We start from the raw sequence: 22,427 nt of genomic DNA, 5'->3' as shown, positions 1-22,427 counted from the left end.
CCCTTAACATTCAAAATCATAAGAATCATCATTTAAAGTAATACATTATATATCGGTATATCATATATAAAACACTTATGCTAACTTAGCACATTATTCTCATAGCGACTAGAGGATATCCATAAGTCAGAAACCGTAAGGAATAGCGCAGTCGCTGAGTGTATCGCCTGTCAACACTTCATCAGTACAAATGTGCATGACATAACAACCATTGACCATGCTGTACTGCTGAATTTTACCATTGACTCCTATTGATAGACTCTAAATACTCGCTACCTTAATTTTGCCAAGGAGGGCCATCATGTTTAGTACACTTGCTATTGTCATTACTCTATTATTACTCATGTTTTTTGCTTATCGCGGTTATTCTGTGCTGATCTTAGCACCGATTATGGCGACACTAGCAGTCTTACTGTCAGGTGACTTCTTAAGCACCATCCCCGCTTATACCGATGTTTTTATGGGCGCGTTAAGTGGATTCTTACTCAAGTTCTTCCCTATATTCTTGCTAGGCGCACTATTCGGGCGTTTGATGGCTGATTCTGGCGCGGCAACAGCCATTGCCAATACGGTCGTCGAAAAGCTCGGTGCCAGCAAAGCCATTCTTGCTGTGATTTTGGTCTGTGCCATTTTGACCTACGGCGGTGTGTCATTATTTGTCGTGGCATTTGCCATTTATCCAATCGCCAAAGACTTGTTTAAAGCCGCTGATATTCCGAAACGCTTAATTCCAGCAGCGATTGCTTTAGGGTCATTTACCTTTACCATGACTGCATTACCGGGCACGCCAGCCATTCAGAACGCTATTCCAATCCCTTATTACAATACCAACGTATTTGCTGCGCCTATTTTGGGTATTATCGGCGGTACGATCATGTTTATTTGTGGTTGGTTGTGGTTGCAATCACGTGCCAAAAAAGCGAATGCAGCGGGCGAAGGCTATGGTCAGCATGATGATGAAGATGTGGGCGGCGTTGGTGCGACTGCAAAAGAAGCTGAAGCATTAAATACGCATCACACCTCATTTACCATTGCGATGATTCCTCTGATATTGGTCATCGGTTTAAACGCTGTATTGACGTACGCTATCTTTCCATCGATGGACTTTAGCGCTCTACAGACACAGTTTCCTGACTTAAATATCGCAGGCTCACTCGGATTATGGTCAATTATCCTGTCATTGGTTGTGGCTTGTGTGGTATTAATCTTGCTACGTATCGGACATTGGAACAATCTACAGAAAACCATTAACCGTGGTACTTACGATTCTATGTTGCCGATTTTTAACACGGCATCAGAAGTCGGTTATGGTGCGGTCATCGCCTCATTGGCAGGCTTCCTTATCATTCGTGATAGCATCCTAAACCTAAGCCCTGAAAACCCACTCATCTCAGAAGCGGTCGCAATGACCACGCTGGCAGGTATTACGGGTTCATCGTCTGGTGGTTTGAGTATTGCTCTATCCACTTTGGGTGAAGATTATCTCAGAATGGCCGTCAATGCTGGTATCGACCCTGAACTAATGCACCGTGTGGCCGTTATGGCAGCGGGTGGTTTAGATACGCTGCCACACAGCGGCGCGGTCATTACTTTACTCGCTATTTGTGGTTTGACCCACAAGCAGTCTTACTTAAACTTAGCCATGGTTACGATGGTCATTCCATTAGTGGCTGTGGTTGCTGTTATTACCTTAGGTACCATGTTTGGCTCATTCTAAGCTAGCTTAGTTATTTACTATTACTGACTACTGGTATCTAAGCGAATAATGGATAAATAAAAAACCCACTTGGCAAAATGCTTGGTGGGTTTTTTGTGGCTGCTCTATAACCATTCTATAACTATCAAATATGGCGCAAGCCTATTGTTTATGGCTGACAGATGCTTGACAAACGATAAGTAATTACTAAGGAATATCACAAATTTATCTGAATTACGGTATCATAGGCACACTTTTTGAATTTTTATTATTTTTAGTATTAATAACATCGCATCGAAGAGCGATGAACTGCTTGAGATGTTCGATAACTAACCCGTTTTTATAAAAATATAGGTGATTTTGTGCGTGAGATTCTAGTAACCAGTGCGCTGCCCTACGCCAATGGCTATATCCATTTGGGGCATCTTGTAGAATATATTCAGACCGACATTTGGGTACGTGCCATGAAAGCGCAAGGTCATCAGGTTACCTATGTCTGCGCGGATGATGCACACGGTACGGCGATCATGCTCAAAGCTCAAGATAACGGCATCACACCAGAAGAGCAGATTGCGACAGTTAAAGCTTCACATGAGGCCGATTTTAGTAAATTTTTGATTGATTTTGATAATTATCATTCAACCCATTCAGAAGAAAACAAACATTTCTCTGAGCTGATTTATCGTCGTCTTAATAGCGCTGGGCATATCAGCACTAAAGATGTCGAGCAGCTTTTTGATCCCGAAAAGCAATTGTTTTTGGCCGATCGCTTTGTCAAAGGCACTTGCCCTGAATGCGGATCAGCTGACCAATACGGTGACAACTGTGAAGTATGTGGCACCACATACAATGCCACCGAACTTAAAGACCCACAGTCTACGCTATCGGGCGCGACACCTGTGCTCAAAACCTCTAAGCATTATTTCTTTAATTTGCCAGAGTTTGAGCAGTTCTTAAAAGATTGGACACGCAGCGATAACCGTTTGCAAACCTCTGTCGCCAACAAGCTACAAGAATGGTTTGAAGCCGGTTTAGCCACTTGGGATATCTCACGTGATGCGCCCTATTTTGGTTTCCAAATTCCAGATACGCCAAGCGATGAGCCAGACAAATATTTTTATGTATGGCTAGATGCGCCAGTTGGCTACATGGCAAGCTTTAAAAACCTGTGTGACAAACGTGCAGGTACTGATAACGCGCTTGATTTTGACCGTTATTGGATGCAGGAAAACGAGCACAAAACTGAGGTTTATCACTTCATTGGTAAAGACATCGTTTACTTCCATGCCCTATTTTGGCCAGCGATGCTAGCTGGTAGCGAATTACGTACGCCGACTGGCGTCTTTGCCCACGGCTTCTTGATGGTCAATGGCGAAAAGATGAGCAAGTCACGCGGCACCTTTATTAAAGCCGAAACCTATGCTGAGCATTTGCATCCTGAATACTTGCGTTATTACTTTGCCAGCAAACTGTCTGACAAAGTTGAAGACATTAACTTAGATTTAGAAGACTTTATGCAAAAGGTCAATTCTGACTTGGTTGGTAAAGTCGTCAATATCGCCAGTCGTAGCGCTGGATTTTTGGTGAAAAAATACGACGGTATGCTGTCAGAAGTTTGCGTAGAATCGGCATTATTAGAAGATATCACCAAAACGGGTGATGAGATTGCTGCTGCCTACGAGAATCGTGAATTCTCACGTGCCATGCGCTTGATCATGCAGTGTGCAGACAAGGCTAATGAATACATTGATGACAAAAAGCCATGGTCACTGGCCAAAGTTGAAGGCAAAGAGCAAGAAGTTCAAGATGTCTGCTCGGTAGCCATTAATATCTTCCGTCAGTTAATGGTTTATCTTGCTCCTGTCTTGCCTGAACTGACTGCCAATGCAAAAGAGTTTTTGAACATTGATAGCTTAGACTTCGCAAGCCGTAACCAATGGTTGCTGGGTCACAAAATCAATAAATTCAAACCACTCATGCAGCGTATCGAAGAAAAAGATGTTGCTGCGATGGTTGAAGATTCTAAAGCATCATTAGCTCAAGCAGACGCTCCTGCCGCGACTGAAAGTAACAAGCCTGCCGCAAAGGATAAAACACCTGCAACAGATGCGGATGCTGAACAAACTGACTATATTGGTATTGACGATTTCTCTAAAGTTGAAATGAAAGTGGCTCACGTTTTAGAGTGTAACCATGTTGAAGGTGCGGACAAGCTTTTACAGTTCACCTTAGATGTTGGCGAAGACAAGCCACGCAACGTATTTAGCGGTATCCGTAAGTTTTATGAGCCTGAACAATTGGTTAATAAAAAGGTCATTTGCGTGACCAACCTTGCCCCGCGCAAGATGAAATTTGGAATCTCAGAAGGCATGGTATTATCGACTGGTGATCCAAAGACAGGCTTAACAGTCGTTACCTTGCCTGATGCTTGTATCGTCGGTGATGTGCTTGCTTAACGGTGATTTTTAGTAGTAAAAAATAAAAAAGATGCCCTAGAGGCATCTTTTTTATGGTTGATTTATAAAATGGTTAAAAATCGAATCTTATATTTATCTGGTTAAAACATCGATGATCTGCAACGTATCATTAATCACCGTCACAATATTGTTTTCTGGGGTGCGAAGACGGACGTAACGGTCATCATAACGGTCTAAAACGACAGAACGATCATAATCTCTTCTATCAATATTGCCGACTACTCTGTAACCATATTTATCGAGATCACGCTTAAATGAGGCATTCGAGCTAGCATTGCGATAAGCGTTGATATTTGGTTTAGCATTGCCACTATGCTTGTAATCTTTACTAATATGAGCAGAGTTACCCTTGGCGTTTCCGTGCCCATTACCGTTACCATTTCCATGATTGTCTTTTGCCATAGCAGGCAAGCCAATCAATGAAGTAGCCGTGATACCGGCAATGGCTAATAATTTAAAATTAGCAGTGTTCATATTGTTATCCTTAAAATATTCATTCGAAAAAACTTAAGGAGATATTAGAGTGTGCTGTACATTCACCACGCCAGCATAGTAATGGAATGGTAAAAATTTTAGACTCACAATAATTCTCGTATCAAAATTAGCTTACGTTAATTATAAAATGAGTTCGTAATAGGTGCGTTGCTAGCGTGTAGGCTTTTTAATTGTAATTCTATTGAACAAAAAAATGTCCTTAGTGGCATCTTTTTCTTATGGCAATCTCTAAAATATCAAAAAAAAGTTATGATTTTCATTCTATCTATCACCATAACAAACGCAAATTAATTTTTTATTGCGATAAGTTACATTGCTGTCATAATATAGCCATCATGATCAAGGAATCGATCACCTCAATGTTAGCCTACTATCGCAGAATTGACATCACAGAACTGATATTACAGAACTGATACTGCTGTCATTCGGCTGACCTGCACTCTCTAACCTATGAGCCAGACTAATAATGACCATTGCTTCTACTCTACGCCTAAGCCTATGCAGCATTGCCATCAGTACGCTCGGCCTAATCGGCTGCTCAAACACTGACGATACGGCAACTACTGATAGCACGACAACGACAGATAAACCAGCCAAAACGCTGGCCATCACACAGATTGTTGAGCATCCATCGCTAGATGATATGCGCCGCGGCATCATTGATGAACTGGCAGATAATGGTTATATCGAAGGCCAGAATCTGACTATTAACTTCCAAAGCGCGCAAGGAAACACGGCAACTGCTGGACAAATCGCCAAGCAGTTCGCAGGAGACAATCCAGATGCTATCGTGGCTATCTCTACCCCGTCAGCACAATCGGTTGTGGCATCCACCACAAGCGTGCCAATTGTATATACGGCGGTTTCAGACCCACTTGCAGCCAAGCTCATCAATGCAGATGGCACTCCGTTTCAAGATAACTTGACCGGACTGTCAAGCCAGTTGCCATTAGAGCCACAAATTGACTTATTGCAAAAAATCAAACCCAATGCCAAAACCATCGGTTATGTGTATAGCCCTGGTGAAGCCAACTCAGTAGCACTGCGTGACAGGCTAAAAGAAATCTTGCCAACACGTGGCTTGTCTATTTTAGATATACCTGCCAACCGTCCAACTGATATTGGTATGGCGACGCGTAGCTTACAAGGACGCGCGGATATCATCTATACATCAATGGACAATAACGTAGCGTCTGCTTTTGAAGCCATGACACAAGCAGCAAATGAGCTAAAAATGCCGATTGTGGCCTCTGATGAGTTTAGCGTTCAGCGCGGGGCGACTGCTGCTTTAGGCGTTAATGACTATGACTTTGGTCGCAAGACCGGAAAAATGGTTTATAGAATTTTAAATGGCGAGGCTGTTAGCACCATCAAGCCTGAGGTAATGAATGATCTGACTTTATATGTCAGCCCCAAACATGCCAAAGCACAAGGTGTTAGCCTATCAGCAGAGATGATGAAAAACGCTGTCGATGTTGATACTAAAGCAAAAACCGGTAATAAGTAGCCAGCAATAAGAGCATCAACCAGCAGTAAACGCTTAATAAGTACGTTAATTATTTATGTATGGACACATTATTATTTTTAGGAGTAACACCCATGTTGTATCAGAATCGTTTTGCTAAAGCCTTACTATGGGGCGGCGTTTGTACCGCTATTTTGACCGGTTGTAGCCAGTCAGCAGAAGACACCACAGCTAATGATGGCGCCGCCACTGGCGATGCTGCTACCGCTATGAAAACGGTTGCCATTACGGCGATCGTTGAGCATCCAGCCCTTGATGACGTGCGTAAAGGCGTTATCGAAGAGCTCGCGGAAGCAGGCTTTACAGAAGGTGAAAACTTAACTGTTAATTTCCAGAGCGCACAGGGTAACACGGCAACAGCTGGGCAGATTGCCAAGCAATTTGTTGCAGACAACTCAGACGTTATCGTTGCCATTGGTACGCCATCAGCGCAGTCGGTTGCGGCAGCTACCAGCACTATTCCTTTGGTATTCTCTGCGGTGACTGACCCAGTAGAAGCCAAACTGGTATCAAAGCTTGATGGTTCTGGCACCAATGTGACTGGCGGTTCTGATGCGCTCCCTTATGAGCCACAAATTGAATTGATGCGCCAAATCATTCCAAGTTTGAAAAATGTGGGCTATGTTTATAGCCCAGGTGAAGTGAACTCGACCATCATCCTAAAAAATCTAAAAGAAAAACTGACCCCAATGGGCATCACGGTACACGAAGCACCTGCTCAGCGCAGTACGGATATTGCCATGGCAGCACGTAGCTTAGCTGGCAAGGTTGATATGATTTACACGTCAACCGATAATAACGTGGTCTCTGCTTACGAGTCGCTGTTCCAAGTCGCCAAAGAAAGCAAAATCCCGCTGGTTGCTTCAGACACCAGCTCTGTTGCACGTGGTGCTATTGCTGCATTAGGCGTTGACTATTATGCCCTTGGTCGCGAAACCGGTAAAATTGTGGTGCGTATTTTGAATGGCGAAAAAGCAGGTGATATTCCTGTTTATACACCGCAAGCGCTTGATTTATATGTCAGTCCAAAAAATGCTAAAGCGGAAGGCATCACATTGCCACAAGCCGTTATTGATAAAGCAAAAGAAGTGGTAGAATAGCGTCCTCTGAATATAAGCATCGAGTCAAACGATGATATTAATTATAGATTGTCGTTTGTGTTTACTGCTATTATTTCAGTATAAAAATAACCCAGCTACTGGTATATGAGCTGGGTTATTTTTAATGTGATATAAGCATTAAAACCGAATTTCGAACCAAGGTATTTTATGCTCATTCCTCATAGGAAGATGTTTTGGTTTACCCTAACCGCAGATTGCTTAATCTGTTAAATTCACCGCTTAGCCGTTTAGATTACTCTAGATTATAGAAAGCACTATTCATTGCTGCTTGCCTGTTTATCTATGATAATAATCGCTAAACGCTTGATTATGACTTACTGATACCTTATGTCTTTAATTGCTTTTTTTGGTGCACTTGAAAGTGGTCTGATTTACGGCCTCGTCGCACTTGGCGTACTTATCTCATTTCGTACTCTCGACTTTCCCGACTTAACGGCAGACGGTAGTTTTCCATTAGGGGGCGCAGTCGCTGGTATCTCTATCGTTGCTGGTGTCAATCCTTGGCTGGCATGTGCCTTTGGTATGCTGGCCGGCTCGGTCGCTGGTATTGTCACCGCATGGCTGCATGTAAAGCTTGGTATATTGCAGTTATTGGCCAGTATTTTGGTCATGGTGGCACTATATTCAGTCAACCTACGTATTATGGGCGCACCAAATTTGCCGCTACTGGGTGAAACTACCGTATTCAGTACGCTAGTCACCGATGGTAATGGCTACTGGATGCGCTGCTTAATTATTGGCGTGGTCGTTATCGCTGCAAAGTTGTTGCTGGATTGGTTTTATAATACCGAAACTGGACTGTCCATGCGTGCGACTGGCTCTAACTTGCGCATGGCACAGGCACAAGGTATCAATACTTCATGGATGACCATCATCGGTATGGCCGTCTCCAATGGTTTGATTGCTCTTGCAGGGGCGCTATTCGTCCAGACTCAGGGCGGCGCGGATATCTCTATTGGTATTGGTACGATTGTTATTGGTTTAGCAGCCGTCATCATCGGTGAAACGATTATTCCTGCCAAACGCATTTGGTTGATTACCGTTGCCGTGATTATTGGTGCCATCCTTTATAAACTATTTATTCAAGTGGCACTATCAAGCGACACATTGCGTAGTATTGGCTTTGGCCCGCAAGATTTGAACTTGATTACTGCCCTGCTGGTGGTGTTCGCATTGGTGTTACCAAAAGCCAAAACCAAGTTTTTAAGTCGTAAAGTACGGGCTTAATATCAAACTACTAAAGCGGTGATAGGCGATAACCATCCGCCAAGCTTGACGCAAATATAAGGAATAACGATTATGATGCAAGCCACAGATTTGCGGTTGACCTTTAACCCCGGCACACCCATCGAAAACCCTGCCCTGCGTGGTATTAATTTGAACATCGCTGACGGTGAATTTGTCACCGTTATCGGTACCAATGGCGCGGGGAAATCGACTTTTTTAAATGCAGTAAGTGGTACGACACGTGTGGATAGCGGCTCAATTCTGCTCAATGGCATTGATGTCACCAAAAAAACGGCTCATCAACGTGCTCATTGGGTAGCTCGTGTCTTTCAAGACCCGATGGCTGGTACGTGTGAAGCATTAACCATTGAAGAAAACATGGCGTTGGCCTATAAGCGCGGTGGTAAACGCGGTTTGAGTTTTGCATTAAACCCAAATAACCGTGAACTGTTTCGAGAAAAGCTGGCTGTTCTCAAGCTTGGATTAGAGAATCGTCTAACGGATCGTATGGGGCTATTATCTGGTGGCCAACGCCAAGCGGTAAGCTTACTCATGGCCTCACTACAGCCATCCAAGATACTTTTGCTTGATGAGCATACTGCCGCCCTTGACCCTAAGACAGCCGCCTTTGTGTTAGAGCTGACCGATAAAATCGTCACGGATAATAAACTGACCACCATGATGGTCACGCACTCGATGCAGCAAGCCTTGGCACATGGCACTAGAACTGTCATGCTACATCAAGGACAAGTGGTGCTAGATGTGGCAGGAGATAAGCGTCAGGGTATGACGGTGCATGATTTGCTCGATATGTTTGAGCAAACGCGCGGTGAGAAAGTGGAAGATGACAGCTTGATTTTGAGTTAAAGAATTCAGTTAAATAAATCTAAGCTGAAAAATAGAAAACGCCTGTTCCATAGCAGGCGTTTTTTGTTATCTATAGTTAATGCTTGTACAAACTTTTCATTAGTCACTATATAGTTGTTATATATCAGTACCCACTTATCATTATTTATCTATGAGGTCTGTCATGCGCAAAATTCCTGTTTATACTCACCCTGCTGCTGGTTGGCCTGCTCTAATTTCCTCCACTCGTAAACTGATGGACTATCAAACTTTTTTGCGTGGCAGTGTCAGCGTCTTCAAAAGTAACCAACCTCAAGGCGGCTTTGATTGTCCGGGTTGCGCATGGCCTGATCATAAATCGCATAAAATGCTTGATGTCTGTGAAAATGGTATCAAAGTACTGGCAAGTGAAACGATGACCACAAAGGCGGACGCTAAATTCTTTTTAGACCATACTGTCACTGAGCTACAAGGTTGGTCAGGGTATGAGCTAGAACATATTGGTCGATTATCCGAACCGCTATACTACGATGCTGTGCAGGATCATTATCTACCTATTTCTTGGCAGGCCGCTTATGAGCATGTCGCTGAGCAGTTGGGACAGCTTAATTCGCCTGACGAAGCATTGTTCTATACTTCAGGCCGTGTCACTAATGAGCCTGCATTTTTATTTCAATTATTCGTCCGCTGTTTCGGTACCAACAACCTACCAGACTGCTCTAACATGTGTCACGAACCAACCTCGGTCATGCTTGGCAAGCAATTAGGCATCGGCAAAGCGACGGTGAAGTTAGAAGATTTTGAGCAAGCTAAATTGATACTGATGTTCGGCCAAAATCCAGCGACCAATCATCCTCGTATGCTTGAGATGCTTGCCCACTCTCACGAGCAAGGATGCCGAATTATCTCGATCAATCCTATGCGCGAACAAGGCTTAAGTAAATTCAGAAACCCGCAAAAACCGACACATATGGCAGCAGGACAGAGCGATGACATGGTCGATGAGGTCGTTCAAATTCAAATCGGTGGCGATGCGGCTCTACTGACGGGTCTGGCTAAATGGCTGATTGAGAATGATAAAATTAATACTGATTTTATTACCACCCATACCTCAGGTTTTGAGCCATTGAAACGATGGTTGACCGAGCAATCATGGGCAGATATTCAGCTTGGTTGCGGCATTTCTCAAGCAGAAATTATCAATCTTGCTAAGCTCGTAGCAGACAGTCCAGCGACTATTTGCACTTGGGGCATGGGCATCACCCAGCATGTACAGGGCGATGACAACGTCGCTATGATTACCAATTTGCTATTGCTGATGGGTATGATAGGTATCGACGGTGCAGGTGCGTCACCTGTGCGAGGTCACTCCAACGTACAGGGCGATCGCACCATGGGTATCCATGAGCGTCCTAAGCAAAGCTTACTTGATAGCTTAGAACGTGTGTTCGAGCACCCAATGCCACAAGACAACGGTCTTGATGTCGTTGCAGGGGCAAAAGCGATGATACAAGGTGATATCAAAGCTTTCTTTAGCATGGGCGGCAACTACTCGGTTGCAGCGCCTGACTCAAATAACATCCAACAGGCATTAACCAAAAACAAGCTTAACGTCTTTGTTGGCACCAAACTAAACGAAACCATGCTGTATCCGGGTGAAAACAATCTCATTTTACCTTGTATTGGTCGTACCGAACACTTAGTCACTGCTAAAGGTGAGCAGTTCGCTACGATTGAAGACTCGATGTGTCAAATAGTACCGACTCAAGGTAGCCTCAAGCCCATTAGTAATACGCTAAAATCTGAAGCACAGATAGTCGCCGATATTGCGACCCAGATGTTCGGCTCTGACTCGTCCATTCCTTGGCAAGCGATGGGAGAAGACTTCGACTTGATTCGTGATTATATCGCCCAAGCTATCGATGGATTTGAGAACTTTAACGTGCGTATCCGTGAGTCTGAGCGCGGCTTTCATTTATATCATGCGGCGCGTCATCGCGTATGGAATACCGATAGCGGCAAAGCGCAGTTTGAAGTACCAAAGTATCCAATTACTTATGTCGCAAGCCAGATGGCAGAAAAGACATCGGCGTTTAAAATTGATGCCCAAAACGCCCAAAATACTAATGACAGTCAACACTCGGGGCAAAAAGTCTGGCAACTGACCAGTGTACGGAGCCATGATCAATTCAATACCATGATATTTGGCTATCAAGACCGTTATCGTCAGACCAATCGCCGTGATGTTTTGTTTATGCATCCTGATGAAATGACACGATTGGGATGGCAAAAAGGCGACAATGTTATGGTGTCGCGTCAAGACAGCCATGGTGAGCAACGCACATTGGGGCCTTTGGTACTTACCGACATGGATATCGCTGCCAACGCCGTGGCTACCTACTATCCTGAATGTAATGACTTGTTTGATTTGGACACACATGCGCCAGACTCTCACATTCCCGCCTACAAGTCTGTTACCGTCGTCTTAGAGCGCGTCAATGCAGGCGAGCTGGCGGTTTCTGCCTAATAAACGTGTGCAAGATGGAAGGTGAGTAATGTTAATAATGATAAAAGGCTGTCAGCATTCATAATGGCTAAATTAAACACTCAAGTTTCAGCCATCGACATGCCTGAAGCGACGGCAAAATCTGATGTGACACCACTATCGCGCGCGCATTTGGTGCAAAAACATTATTATGCGCCTACGGAATCAAGTGGTAGCCAGCAAGCGTATATTGAAGATCAATCGGCAAATTTGGTCGTAGAAGCAGCGATTTCTATTATCATTAACGGCATTCATTATGCAGTATTGATGGCAAGTCCTTATCAGTTAGAATATCTAGCGATAGGCTTTTTGTTCAGTGAAGGTCTGATTCAACACAGCCATGACTTATTAGATTGGGAAGTCACCCAGCTGACAGACGTTGCAAGCTATCAAAGATTTACTCAACACTCAGATGAAGACGATACGGCTGGTTCCTTTGGGCAAACTTTAGCACAGTTGCAGGACTACGATATTTATGTGGTGGAACTGACCTTAAATCAGCGCAGTCATCAACGCATCCAAGCCCAACGGCGGCAGCTGGCAGGGCGTACAGGATGCGGTATGTGCGGTATCACAGGCTTAACACAAGCGCTGCCCGACTTAAGTATCTATCGCCAAGACAAGAAAAGAGTAAAAGTAGATACCCCAAGCCTTGGTGACCTATTAGAAATACGGCAAAAAATCGATACCATGCAACATACCCACCAACTGACAGGCGCTGTCCATGCAGCGGCAACTATGCAAGGACAACACTTGCACCTCTTTGAAGATGTCGGCCGTCATAATGCCCTCGACAAGCTCATTGGTTGGCAGCTGCAACACAAGGCAGATATTGACTGCGTGGTCATGACCTCGCGCCTATCGATTGAGCTGGTACAAAAGTCTATTCGAAGTCACATACCTTGGCTGATCGGCATGTCTGCACCTACCAGTACTGCTGTGCGTGTTGCTGAGCGCTATGGCTTAGGATTGGCTGGATTTTTACGTGATAGCAGAGTCACTTACTATTCAAATCATTCCAATGGATAAAGTTTGAGGTTAACGACGTAATAGGTTACCCTACCCTCACGAACATGTTACATACACTTAACAGATCTGTAGTTTTATTTATTAATGCTAAGTTCATTGTGCTGATTATGCACACAGTATTGGATTTGGTATTTAAATTACAGGTGATGCATCCATGCGATAATTGAGTAAAAATCTCTTAACTATTGCTTATTACAGCTGATAAGGCTGTCTAAATCGAGCTCAGGTCATGTAATCATGGCTTAGTGCTTATTCGTAATTCCGCTATAGACGCTCATCACATGAGCTTTTTTTAGCACTCAGCTACCTTTTATGTCTATTCATAGCGTCATGGTTTATCCATTAACTGACGCCTATCGAGAGTAGCCCCTGTCATTTTGAATTAACACGATGTGTGACATCAAAACTAGGGCACGACACTTAGCACTTGCTTAACATTACAGTTGCTATTTTTGCTATTTATATTAGCCACATACATGTGGTATGAGGGCTTTTTAGACTATGTCGTATGCTAAATAGTTTGGAATAGATAGTTTTACTAAACCTTATTTACTTAAAACAATTGCGAGGTATGAGTTTGAAAACTGAGTCATTGTTTCAATTTTCGGCGCTCACCATTATTTTATTATTGGTGGCGTTTTATGGTGGTACATATCTGCTGTCTTTATTAATTAAAAAAGACAAAGAGACAACTTCCGGCTTTATGGTCGCAGGCCACAATGTGGGCTTTGGGATGGGTGCGGCAAGTATGACTGCGACCTGGATTTGGGCGGCCTCATTTTACGCTGCCGCCACCTCTGGCTATAAGTATGGCGTCTCTGGACCGATACATTACGGCTTTTGGGGTGCATTGATGATTTTGTTCATCTACCCTTTTGGCATGCGCTTTCGTGAGCTTGCTCCCAACGGTCACACTTTAGGTGAGCTTATCCACGCCCGCCACGGCTCATCAAGCCAATTAATTTTAGCCATATCCAACCTTATGGGCAGCTTAATTAGCTTGATGGTCAACTTTACCGCTGCGGGGGCATTGGTGTCAGTATTGTCACCATTGTCGTTCCAAACAGGGGTAATTATCGCGGGTGTCGGGGTATTGAGCTATACCTTAACCTCAGGGTTTAGAGCATCCGTCTTTACGGATTTTGCCCAATTGGTCGCTTTGATGGCGATTGGTGTCATCATCATTCCAGCGGTGCTATTCTCCATGGGAGGTCCTGCAGTGATGGTCAGCGGATTATCGAACTTGACCTTAGAGCAGCAGGATTTCTTTTCTTCTGAGGCATTCTTTCAGCAAGGGGCACCGTATTTTGTCGCGGTATTGGCCTATGCTATCGGCAACCAGACCATTACTCAGCGCTTATTTGCGATTGATAAAACCAAGATTAAGGCGACATTTATTACCGCTACGGTCGGCTATGCGGGTATCGTCATTGGGCTTGGTATGATTGGCTTGATGGCCTTGACCATTGGTATTGAACCACTCGATGGCAATATGAACAACCTGATCCCGCAAATGGTCAGCACTTATCTGCATCCCGTCTTCATCGCATTATTCTTTATTCTGGTCATTGGCTCGTTATCTTCCACAGCTGACTCGGATTTATCGGCGCTATCAACCATTATGATGGCCGATGTCTACGGTAAAAATATCGCCAAAAAAGGTCATGTTAAACCTAAAACCATGATGCTCGTCGGTCGTGGCACCATGATTGTCGCGACGGCAGCGGGACTTATCTTTGCCAGCTTCAAGCTTGATATTCTCGTAATGCTGGTATTCGTTGGTGCCTTGTGGGGTGCGATTGTTTTCCCTGTTATCGCCAGTGTATTCTGGAATCGTGTCACTAATGCCGCCTTTACTTCAGCAGTGATTGTCGGGCTCCTATTATTCTGTGTGGCGCGTTTTGAGTTGATACCCATCGTTGGCATCACTGCCCTATTCTTTGAAATCTTAGCCAGCGTTGGTGGTGCAGTTGTCATCGGTCTGATGGTATTTGGTTTCTTAGGTCGTAAGATCGGCATGGGCGCGGCTGCTATTACACTGGTGCTGATGTTAATCTTTGCCACTGGGTTCCTACGCCAGTACATGATCTTACTCGCTTCACTGACGGCTTACGGTGCCAGTACTATCGTTTGTGTGATCGTCAGTCTCATGGGCGATGAGCATTTCGACTTTGAGTTGATTAAGCAGCGCGTAGGCAATTACGATAAAAAAACTGAAATACCCTCATCACCTAAATCTTAAATCAAAATCGTTTTATCCAAGTAGTGATTAGTTAGCAGTATATGGCTAATCGCTATTTACTTAGAAATATTATAAGGAGATATCATGGACAACGTTTTTATCTACGGCTTATATATTTTAATTTGGCCCGCCATTACTCTTGCGGTACTGGTACTGATTTGCACCGCCACCTATCGCGATATCAAAAAGGCCAAACGTGACAATAGGGATATTGTTTAACGTACCCTAGCTATTACATTTTTAACGATCATCGCTAAATATTCGTTTATTAATGACTTAACAAAGCCTATTAACAGCATAAATGCCCCTAAACTGGGATTAAGTGCAGGCAAGATAGTAAATAACCTGCTTTTAACTAAAAAATGACTTGTAATTTACTATATTTTTGCTAATATAGGCCACCTTGATTGGCTGGATGGCAGAGTGGTCATGCAGCGGACTGCAACTCCGTTAACGCCGGTTCGATTCCGACTCCAGCCTCCAATTATTTATTAACTTTACGTTAATTTTGGCTTGCATTATTATCACAACCGATTATAATAGCGACCACTTATCTAGTAACTAGATGGTCTATCAGCTAGCTTACGTTAAAGATAAAACAAGTTTTGCCCGGGTGGTGAAATTGGTAGACACAAGGGATTTAAAATCCCTCGCTAGCAATAGCGTGCCGGTTCAAGTCCGGCTCCGGGTACCATTACATAGTTCTATACTATCTTATAGAACAGCTAAAGCCCCTGATATCAGGGGCTTTGTTGTATCTGGCGTTCTATACTGTCCTGCTCTATCTATCCCAATCCACACACTTCAAGTATACCGAATTTTGAGTGTACTCATGGAGATCTAGGATATGAATAGAAAAGCGATCAGTTCAGACCGGAGCATCAGCAGCCATAAGCCTGAAGATAAAAAATACTTCGTTCCTGTCAAAAACCATCCTGAGCTATTTTCAACGGTACGTCCTATCCAGCTTATAATTATAAAAAAACCAATGAAACCGCTATGAACATATCATGGCGGTTTCATTGGTTATATGGTTTTCAACGCTAAAACTTATTAGCCGAATACTTTCATACGTTCTTCAACAGGTTTGAACGCTTTATCACCTGCTGGCTGATCGATCGCACCAAACACCATTTGGGCATTAAGCTCCCAATCTTCAGCAATACTCCATTCTTCAGCGACTTTTTGATCAATGACTGGATTATAATGTTGTAAGTTTGCACCGATATCTAAACTAGACAATGCTGTCCAGATCACATACTGATGCATCGCACTGGTTTGATGCGACCAAATTGGGAATTTATCGGCATATAAAGGCGCGGCTTCTTGCATATTTCTTACGACGCCTTTGTCTTCAAAAAATAAGACGGTTCCCGCACCTGCTTTAAAGCCAGCGATTTTATCTTTTGTTCCTTTAAATTTCTCTTCATCACCAACGATATCTTTTAGCATCTCTTCGGTCATATTCCAAAGCTTGTTATGCTCATCACCAAACAAAACAACAATACGAGCTGACTGTGAGTTAAAAGCTGATGGCGTGTGCAAAATAGCATGTTCAACCAATTTCACCACTTCATCATTCGATACTGGTAATTGATTGCTTAGCGCATAAATTGAACGGCGTTTCTCTGCCAATTGCTGTAAATCTTGTAGGTTTGACATGATTTTCTCCAGTGATTTTCTATGAGTTAAGATTAGATATAAGGTATCAAAACAGATAATAATTAGCCTTTGAAACCTTTAGGTAGTTCAGGCGCAGGCAAACGTTTCATATCAGAGTCGACATTACCGAAACGCTCATGGCCATTATTCCAATCAATAGTAGATTGCTCAATCTCTGCTTTGTTATCAGCAACGAAGTTCCACCACAGTAGCACTGGGTTATTAAGCGGTTCGCCGCCGATGAACATGATACGTGTCCCCTTTTTGGCAGCCAGTTTAATACTTTTGCTATTGGCGACATCGCTATCATGAAAACGAAATAATTGATTTTGCTGACAGACCTTGCCTTCAGACTGTATCTCACCTTCTGAAACCAAGATACCGTACTCAAAGCCTGACTCTAGACTCAATGTCGCTTCGCCATCTTGCTTGAAGTACACATCTATACCGACCAGCTTTGAGTATTGGATGGTAGGTGCTTCAAACGTTTCACCCAATACATTGGTATAACTACCTGTCGTCAGAACCATCTCTGCATTGCCCTCGCTCCACGTTGGTAGCTCAGGATAGTGATGAAAACTGCGCTCAATTTTCTGGTCAGTGGGAAGTGCAATCCATAGTTGCACCATACTGATACCACGCGCTGCATCTTTTGAGCCACCCGTATCTGGAAAAACACTTTGTTCAGTATGACTGATGCCTTGGTTCAAACCCGTACCTGCGGTCATGACATTGACTTGGTTTTTGGTAATGACTTGTGCGTTACCCAAGCTGTCTTTGTGTAGCACTTCGCCATTTAACACCCAGCTAAAGGTTTGCAGATTGGTATGCGGATGACGACCAACCTGCATACCTGCGTCATCTTGGTCAAAATCAGCAGGACCTGCATGATCTAAAAAGCACCATGCACCGATCGGTTTTTTGCCTTTGTTAGGTAATAAACGCGCAATTGGAATACCGCCGACATCAGCCAATCTTGGCTCTAACGTTTGAATACTCATGAACTAACTCCTTTTTTGATACTTTATTTTCACAAATAATGAGCGTAGAAAAGTATTAAAAAGTCATCGGTACTTCCATGATTAATACTTTTGAGTTCTCTAGAACGTCCATAGTCATGCTTTTGGTATCCCAGACACCTAGACCGTCACGCGTATTTAACACGTTATTGTTAATGGTCACACTACCTTCAATCACGAAAACGTACACGCCATTGTTCGCATCATTTAGCGTATAGTTTTGAGTGACTCCTTGCTCAAAGTCACCCATACTGAACCATGCGTTTTGATGAATCCAGACGCCAGCATCGTCAGCGTTTGGTGACAATACTTGATTGAACTTATTTGGTTGCATGATGTCATCCATGCGTACTTGCTGATAACGAGGCGCTACGTTCATTTTGTTTGGAATGACCCAAATCTGTAAGAACTTTACATCTTCTTTGTCATCGCCATTCATCTCACTATGAGTGATGCCTGTACCGGCTGACATAACTTGAATTTCACCCGTTGCGATAATGCCATTGTTACCAATGTTATCGCCATGACCGAGCTTACCCGATAGTGGAATGCTGATGATTTCCATATCGCGATGTGAGTGCTTGCCAAAACCCTGACCGCCAATAACAAAATCATCGTTAATGACACGTAGCACACCAAATCCCATACGTTCTGGATTGTGATAATTAGCAAAGCTAAAAGTATGATTGCTTTTTAGCCAGCCATGATTAGCCTTGCCACGAGAGTTTGCTGCATGATAGATAGTTTTCATAATTTATCCTTATTTATTAGGGAGTTAAACATGTCTGAAAATTTACTATTAACGAACTTGTCTAAACAATGGAACAATTATAATTGTTGTTTAAGAAGAGATAAACATAGATAAATACAAATAACTATTCTTATTACTAGAACAATAAAACCATCAATATAGCGTCATATATTTGTGGTAGAACACTATATCTTCTAAACAGAGCCAGTAGCATAAATGGCTGCTACGCTTCATAGAATGAAAGTACATATAGAATAAGTCTAATCACACTTACGATATAAGGAAGCCTAACGATGTCAGATAAACCATTATTGAATTATGATGTAATAGATAATACAGATCAGAAACGTTTTGAAATTCATGTTGATGGGCATATCGCCTTTGAAGATTATGAATTTTTTACCACCAGTCAAGGTGAAGATGGCATTGCTTATACCCATACCGAGGTGCCCGAAGAGCTTAGCGGGCAAGGTATTGCAGGTTATCTTGCTAAATCAATACTAGACGATGCAGCAGCTAAAAACCTAAGAGTCAAACCTATCTGCCCATATATCAAAGCCTACATAGACAAGCATCCAGAATATCAAGACAACTCGATATTTCACAAAGCAACGCCTTAGACAATGTTTATCAGTGACAACCGTGTATAGTCGATACTAAATAAAATGGATACACGACATTGTGATCCGTGACTGGTACAAATTTTTCTTGCTTGCTATGCCTACGCAGACAGAGGCTACAAAAAATTTATATCCGTCACACTGTCTCTTTTTTACATTGACCTGACTATAGACGACATATAAAAAATGCCCTATCCGTCAAGATATGGCATTTTCATTATTGAAAGATAAAGGTTGAGATAGCAAGACACAAGGCATCAGTCTTGAAAATCCACACTACTGAATAATAATACAAGGCTATATTACGTTAGAAAACACTAAGCAATACTTTGTAAAAACGCTTTATCACGTGCCATTACTGACAAATACAGTACGGGTAATACAAACAATCCGACTGCCCAAAAATTTAGCTGAATATATAAAAGTGCACCCAGTAACGCCCCAACTAGAAAGCTAAAAACCAATGCTGAGCTGTGCGTCAGTTTTTTACCGTTATCTGCGGTACGATTGATCAAATAATCGGTCAGATTAATACCCAGTTGCGTGGTATTACCCGTCATTAACACAGTCGGACTCATATGCTTAATCACCGTTTTGCTGGCTGTATTACGAATAGCCAACGCAATCAAACCCAGGCCCCCTGTTATTGCCACAGTGATGTCCCCTGCATCCACAAAAGGCTGGTAGTAAAGACCAGCAATCATAAAGGCTATCAAAAAAACAGCTTCTGCTAAAAACAAACGGCTCAGCGTTAGCTGCTTGTTTTTACTATGATCAATAAATATCTTGGTCACCATCACCGTTATAATAAACAATGGTAAAGCGGCAAGCTTAATCCACAGACCTTGCTCACCTTTGACCAATCCACTACCCGCCATCACTAAGTTACCAGTGACATGCGCGGTAAAAAAACCAAACAAGGTGATAAAACCAATAGTATCAATAGCCCCACCTACCACGGTTAATAGTACGGGCGTTTGATAACGCTGCCAAAAACTCGGCGGTTTTGAATGTGGTGACACTGTTTGATTCTCTTTAGTGGTATGAGTGGCATTATTGTCAGGAATTAATTTAGTCACCCAGTTTCCCTGCAAAATCTACAAAATCAGAAGCGAAGCGTTGTAAGAATTTTTGTGTGCGTTCAGTGACACTGCCATCTTCATTTAAACTGTCAGTTGCCCGACTTAAATAAATTTCGGGATCAATCATCATTTGTGCCGAAAGCATTTGCATACTTTTTCTGACATCAAGTGCACTATTAATACCGCCAAAGCTACCTGGTGAGGCTGTCACTACCGCAACTTTCTTATGTGTCCAAACACTTTCTTTATAAGGACGCGAGGCGATATCTACGACATTTTTTAAAGCCGCGGGCATTGTACGATTGTGCTCTGGAGTGACGATTAACACTGCATCAGCGTCTTTTAATTGCTGACGTACACGCTCGTAGCTATCAATCGTTGTATCATCATAATCTTGGTTATAAAGCGGCAAGTCTGCGATACCCACTTCTTTGATATTCACGCGGTCAGGCATCTGCGACACAATATATTCTGCAAATTTACGATTGATGGACTCTTTGCGTAAACTACCAATAATCAGTGCAATATTGATGGATGCGCTCATAGCAACTCCTTAATGAGGATAAAACCTGATGAGTGAAGCATTTACTATACTAAATTTTATGCGTCTTACTATTATCAATTGAATACGCACCTGCGCCATGGGCAAAGATCATTAAGAAGCCGCCAGCGATAGCAATGTTTTTCATAAATGGATTCATTTGTGATTCATCGATCCAGAATTGATGAAAAAGAAGTGCCGATACGATGTTAAAACCAACAAACAACAAAGCTATCAGGCGCGCTTTAAAACCAATCAAAATGGCAATACCGCCAAATAACTCAAGAGCGATGACCAAAGGTAATAGCATCCCAGGTACGCCCATAGACTCCATATAACCTTGGGTAGCAGCGTAACCTGTTATTTTGGTAAAGCCTGAAAAAATAAAGATCATGGATAAAAATAGACGACCAATTGGCGTGCTTAGCTGTTGTAATTTGTCCATAGTGATGCTCCAGTAATGAGTACGTTTGTTTAAATAGCTTTTATTTGATTAGGAAACACAGTAATTGTAGTCGTTGCTTATAGATAGATAAACCGTGATAATTATAAATGTAAGTTCTTTTTTTAAGAACAGTTAAGGAGTAGCTCAAATGGGTCAACTAGAAGACATGGCAATGTTTGTACGTATTGTCGAAGCAGGAAGCATCACAAAAGCCGCTGAGCAATTGAACATTGCTAAATCAGCTGTAAGCCGCCGTCTTAAAGAGTTAGAAACACGCTTGGGTAGTCAGTTAATCAGCCGAACCACGCGCCAGTCAAACTTAACGCAGGCTGGTGAACAGTATTACCAAAAGGTCGGCAACATACTGAGTGAAGTAGACGCGCTCAACGAAGAAACGAGTGGCGCTCCGACTCGTATCGAGGGCACGCTAAAAATGACCGCACCATTATCGTTTGGCTTGATGCATCTGAATGACATCATTGACGAATATGCCAATCAACACCCTAATCTGAATTTTGAGTTAGATTTTTCTGATCGACATGTGGATTTGGTCGAAGAAGGATTTGAGCTGGCCATTCGTGTCAGAGAGATGCAAGATTCTAGCTATCAAGCCAAACGCCTCGCACTCATTCGTTATGCATTGTGTGCCAGTCCTGAATATCTGGATAAAATGGGCACACCAAAAACGGTAGAAGAGTTAGCAACGCATAAAATTTTGCAATATGGTCTGAGTAAATCTAGCACGATAGAATTGATAGACGAGCAAGGCAAAAAACATGAGATAGAGGTTAACTCAAAAATAAAAGTCAACAACGGTGATTTTTTGCGTGAGATGGCAGTAAAAGGGCAAGGCATTGCCTTTTTACCAACCTTTATTACTTATCAAACCTTAGCCAGTGGTGAGCTAGTCCCTATCATGCAGCAGTACCAACTGCCCACACTAAATGCCTATGCGGTCTATCCAAAAAATCGATTTTTATCTCAGCGTTGCCGCTATTTAATTGATCTTATCGCTGAACGCTTTGGTGATGATCCTTATTGGGATAGGTATTAGTTTTTTGATTATTCAAATTATATCTATTGGAGCACAGTAAATGATTTGTG

At 42.8% G+C, this 22,427-nt stretch carries 19 protein-coding genes and 2 tRNA genes; 14 read left to right on the top strand and 7 right to left on the bottom strand.

Annotated features, from left to right (window positions below; all coding sequences use genetic code 11):
• Positions 1–301: 301 nt before the first annotated feature.
• Both JMY08_RS10125 and metG read left to right on the top strand, forming a co-directional pair.
• A complete protein-coding gene (locus JMY08_RS10125; protein WP_201593158.1) occupies positions 302–1,717 on the top strand; it encodes a GntP family permease in 1,416 nt (471 codons plus the stop codon).
• A 341-nt stretch (positions 1,718–2,058) separates the two neighbouring features.
• Complete coding sequence (gene metG / locus JMY08_RS10120) at positions 2,059–4,152, top strand: methionine--tRNA ligase (protein ID WP_201593156.1); 2,094 nt, start codon at positions 2,059–2,061, stop codon at positions 4,150–4,152.
• A gap of 93 nt (positions 4,153–4,245) precedes the next feature.
• Here the strand turns inward: metG and JMY08_RS10115 are convergent, their stop codons facing one another.
• Complete coding sequence (locus JMY08_RS10115) at positions 4,246–4,647, bottom strand: hypothetical protein (protein ID WP_201593154.1); 402 nt, start codon at positions 4,645–4,647, stop codon at positions 4,246–4,248.
• Between the two features lie 487 nt (positions 4,648–5,134).
• On the opposite strand from JMY08_RS10115, the gene JMY08_RS10110 reads away from it, so the two are divergent.
• From JMY08_RS10110 to JMY08_RS10070, 10 genes are all read left to right on the top strand, one after another.
• Positions 5,135–6,175, top strand: coding sequence for an ABC transporter substrate-binding protein (locus JMY08_RS10110; RefSeq protein WP_201593152.1), 1,041 nt, complete (start codon positions 5,135–5,137; stop codon positions 6,173–6,175).
• A gap of 92 nt (positions 6,176–6,267) precedes the next feature.
• Positions 6,268–7,293, top strand: coding sequence for an ABC transporter substrate-binding protein (locus JMY08_RS10105; protein WP_194618937.1), 1,026 nt, complete (start codon positions 6,268–6,270; stop codon positions 7,291–7,293).
• Between the two features lie 348 nt (positions 7,294–7,641).
• Positions 7,642–8,541, top strand: a complete 900-nt coding sequence (locus JMY08_RS10100; RefSeq protein WP_194618938.1) for an ABC transporter permease — start codon at positions 7,642–7,644, stop codon at positions 8,539–8,541.
• A 72-nt stretch (positions 8,542–8,613) separates the two neighbouring features.
• On the top strand, positions 8,614–9,408 hold the full coding sequence (locus JMY08_RS10095; RefSeq protein ID WP_189580970.1) for an ABC transporter ATP-binding protein: 795 nt from the start codon (positions 8,614–8,616) through the stop codon (positions 9,406–9,408).
• 163 nt (positions 9,409–9,571) lie between these two features.
• A complete protein-coding gene (locus tag JMY08_RS10090; protein WP_201593150.1) occupies positions 9,572–11,914 on the top strand; it encodes an FdhF/YdeP family oxidoreductase in 2,343 nt (780 codons plus the stop codon).
• A 63-nt stretch (positions 11,915–11,977) separates the two neighbouring features.
• Entirely contained in the window at positions 11,978–12,961 is a 984-nt protein-coding gene (locus JMY08_RS10085; RefSeq protein WP_227679655.1) for a formate dehydrogenase accessory sulfurtransferase FdhD, read from the top strand.
• 571 nt (positions 12,962–13,532) lie between these two features.
• Positions 13,533–15,203, top strand: a complete 1,671-nt coding sequence (locus JMY08_RS10080) for a sodium:solute symporter family protein (protein ID WP_227679654.1) — start codon at positions 13,533–13,535, stop codon at positions 15,201–15,203.
• 84 nt (positions 15,204–15,287) lie between these two features.
• Positions 15,288–15,422, top strand: coding sequence for a putative transporter small subunit (locus JMY08_RS14030; RefSeq protein ID WP_227679653.1), 135 nt, complete (start codon positions 15,288–15,290; stop codon positions 15,420–15,422).
• 190 nt (positions 15,423–15,612) lie between these two features.
• Positions 15,613–15,686: transfer RNA gene (locus JMY08_RS10075), tRNA-Cys, on the top strand.
• Between the two features lie 124 nt (positions 15,687–15,810).
• Positions 15,811–15,897 (top strand) — tRNA-Leu (locus JMY08_RS10070).
• A gap of 359 nt (positions 15,898–16,256) precedes the next feature.
• On the opposite strand, the gene JMY08_RS10065 is transcribed toward JMY08_RS10070, so the two are convergent.
• From JMY08_RS10065 to JMY08_RS10055, 3 genes are all read right to left on the bottom strand, one after another.
• Positions 16,257–16,865, bottom strand: coding sequence for a nitroreductase family protein (locus tag JMY08_RS10065; protein WP_201593149.1), 609 nt, complete (start codon positions 16,863–16,865; stop codon positions 16,257–16,259).
• A 62-nt stretch (positions 16,866–16,927) separates the two neighbouring features.
• Positions 16,928–17,866, bottom strand: coding sequence for a pirin family protein (locus JMY08_RS10060; protein WP_201593148.1), 939 nt, complete (start codon positions 17,864–17,866; stop codon positions 16,928–16,930).
• 55 nt (positions 17,867–17,921) lie between these two features.
• Positions 17,922–18,635, bottom strand: a complete 714-nt coding sequence (locus JMY08_RS10055) for a pirin family protein (protein ID WP_201593147.1) — start codon at positions 18,633–18,635, stop codon at positions 17,922–17,924.
• A 293-nt stretch (positions 18,636–18,928) separates the two neighbouring features.
• Here JMY08_RS10055 and JMY08_RS10050 point away from each other — a divergent pair, with 293 nt between their 5' ends.
• Positions 18,929–19,255, top strand: coding sequence for a GNAT family N-acetyltransferase (locus JMY08_RS10050; protein WP_201593146.1), 327 nt, complete (start codon positions 18,929–18,931; stop codon positions 19,253–19,255).
• Positions 19,256–19,572: 317 nt separating this feature from the next.
• On the opposite strand, the gene JMY08_RS10045 is transcribed toward JMY08_RS10050, so the two are convergent.
• The 3 genes from JMY08_RS10045 to JMY08_RS10035 are packed head-to-tail and all read right to left on the bottom strand — an operon-like array spanning position 19,573 to position 21,323.
• Positions 19,573–20,277, bottom strand: a complete 705-nt coding sequence (locus JMY08_RS10045) for a YoaK family protein (RefSeq protein WP_201593176.1) — start codon at positions 20,275–20,277, stop codon at positions 19,573–19,575.
• A gap of 49 nt (positions 20,278–20,326) precedes the next feature.
• Positions 20,327–20,881, bottom strand: a complete 555-nt coding sequence (locus tag JMY08_RS10040) for an NADPH-dependent FMN reductase (RefSeq protein ID WP_201593145.1) — start codon at positions 20,879–20,881, stop codon at positions 20,327–20,329.
• Positions 20,882–20,930: 49 nt separating this feature from the next.
• Positions 20,931–21,323, bottom strand: coding sequence for a DoxX family protein (locus JMY08_RS10035; RefSeq protein WP_201593144.1), 393 nt, complete (start codon positions 21,321–21,323; stop codon positions 20,931–20,933).
• Positions 21,324–21,471: 148 nt separating this feature from the next.
• On the opposite strand from JMY08_RS10035, the gene JMY08_RS10030 reads away from it, so the two are divergent.
• A complete protein-coding gene (locus tag JMY08_RS10030; RefSeq protein WP_201593142.1) occupies positions 21,472–22,377 on the top strand; it encodes a LysR family transcriptional regulator in 906 nt (301 codons plus the stop codon).
• Positions 22,378–22,427 lie beyond the last annotated feature (50 nt).

This window comes from Psychrobacter sp. Pi2-51 (assembly GCF_904846665.1).
Lineage (GTDB): Bacteria > Pseudomonadota > Gammaproteobacteria > Pseudomonadales > Moraxellaceae > Psychrobacter > Psychrobacter glaciei.
Note: the sequence above shows the minus strand (reverse complement) of the source record. Positions and strands in the feature narration are given on the sequence as shown.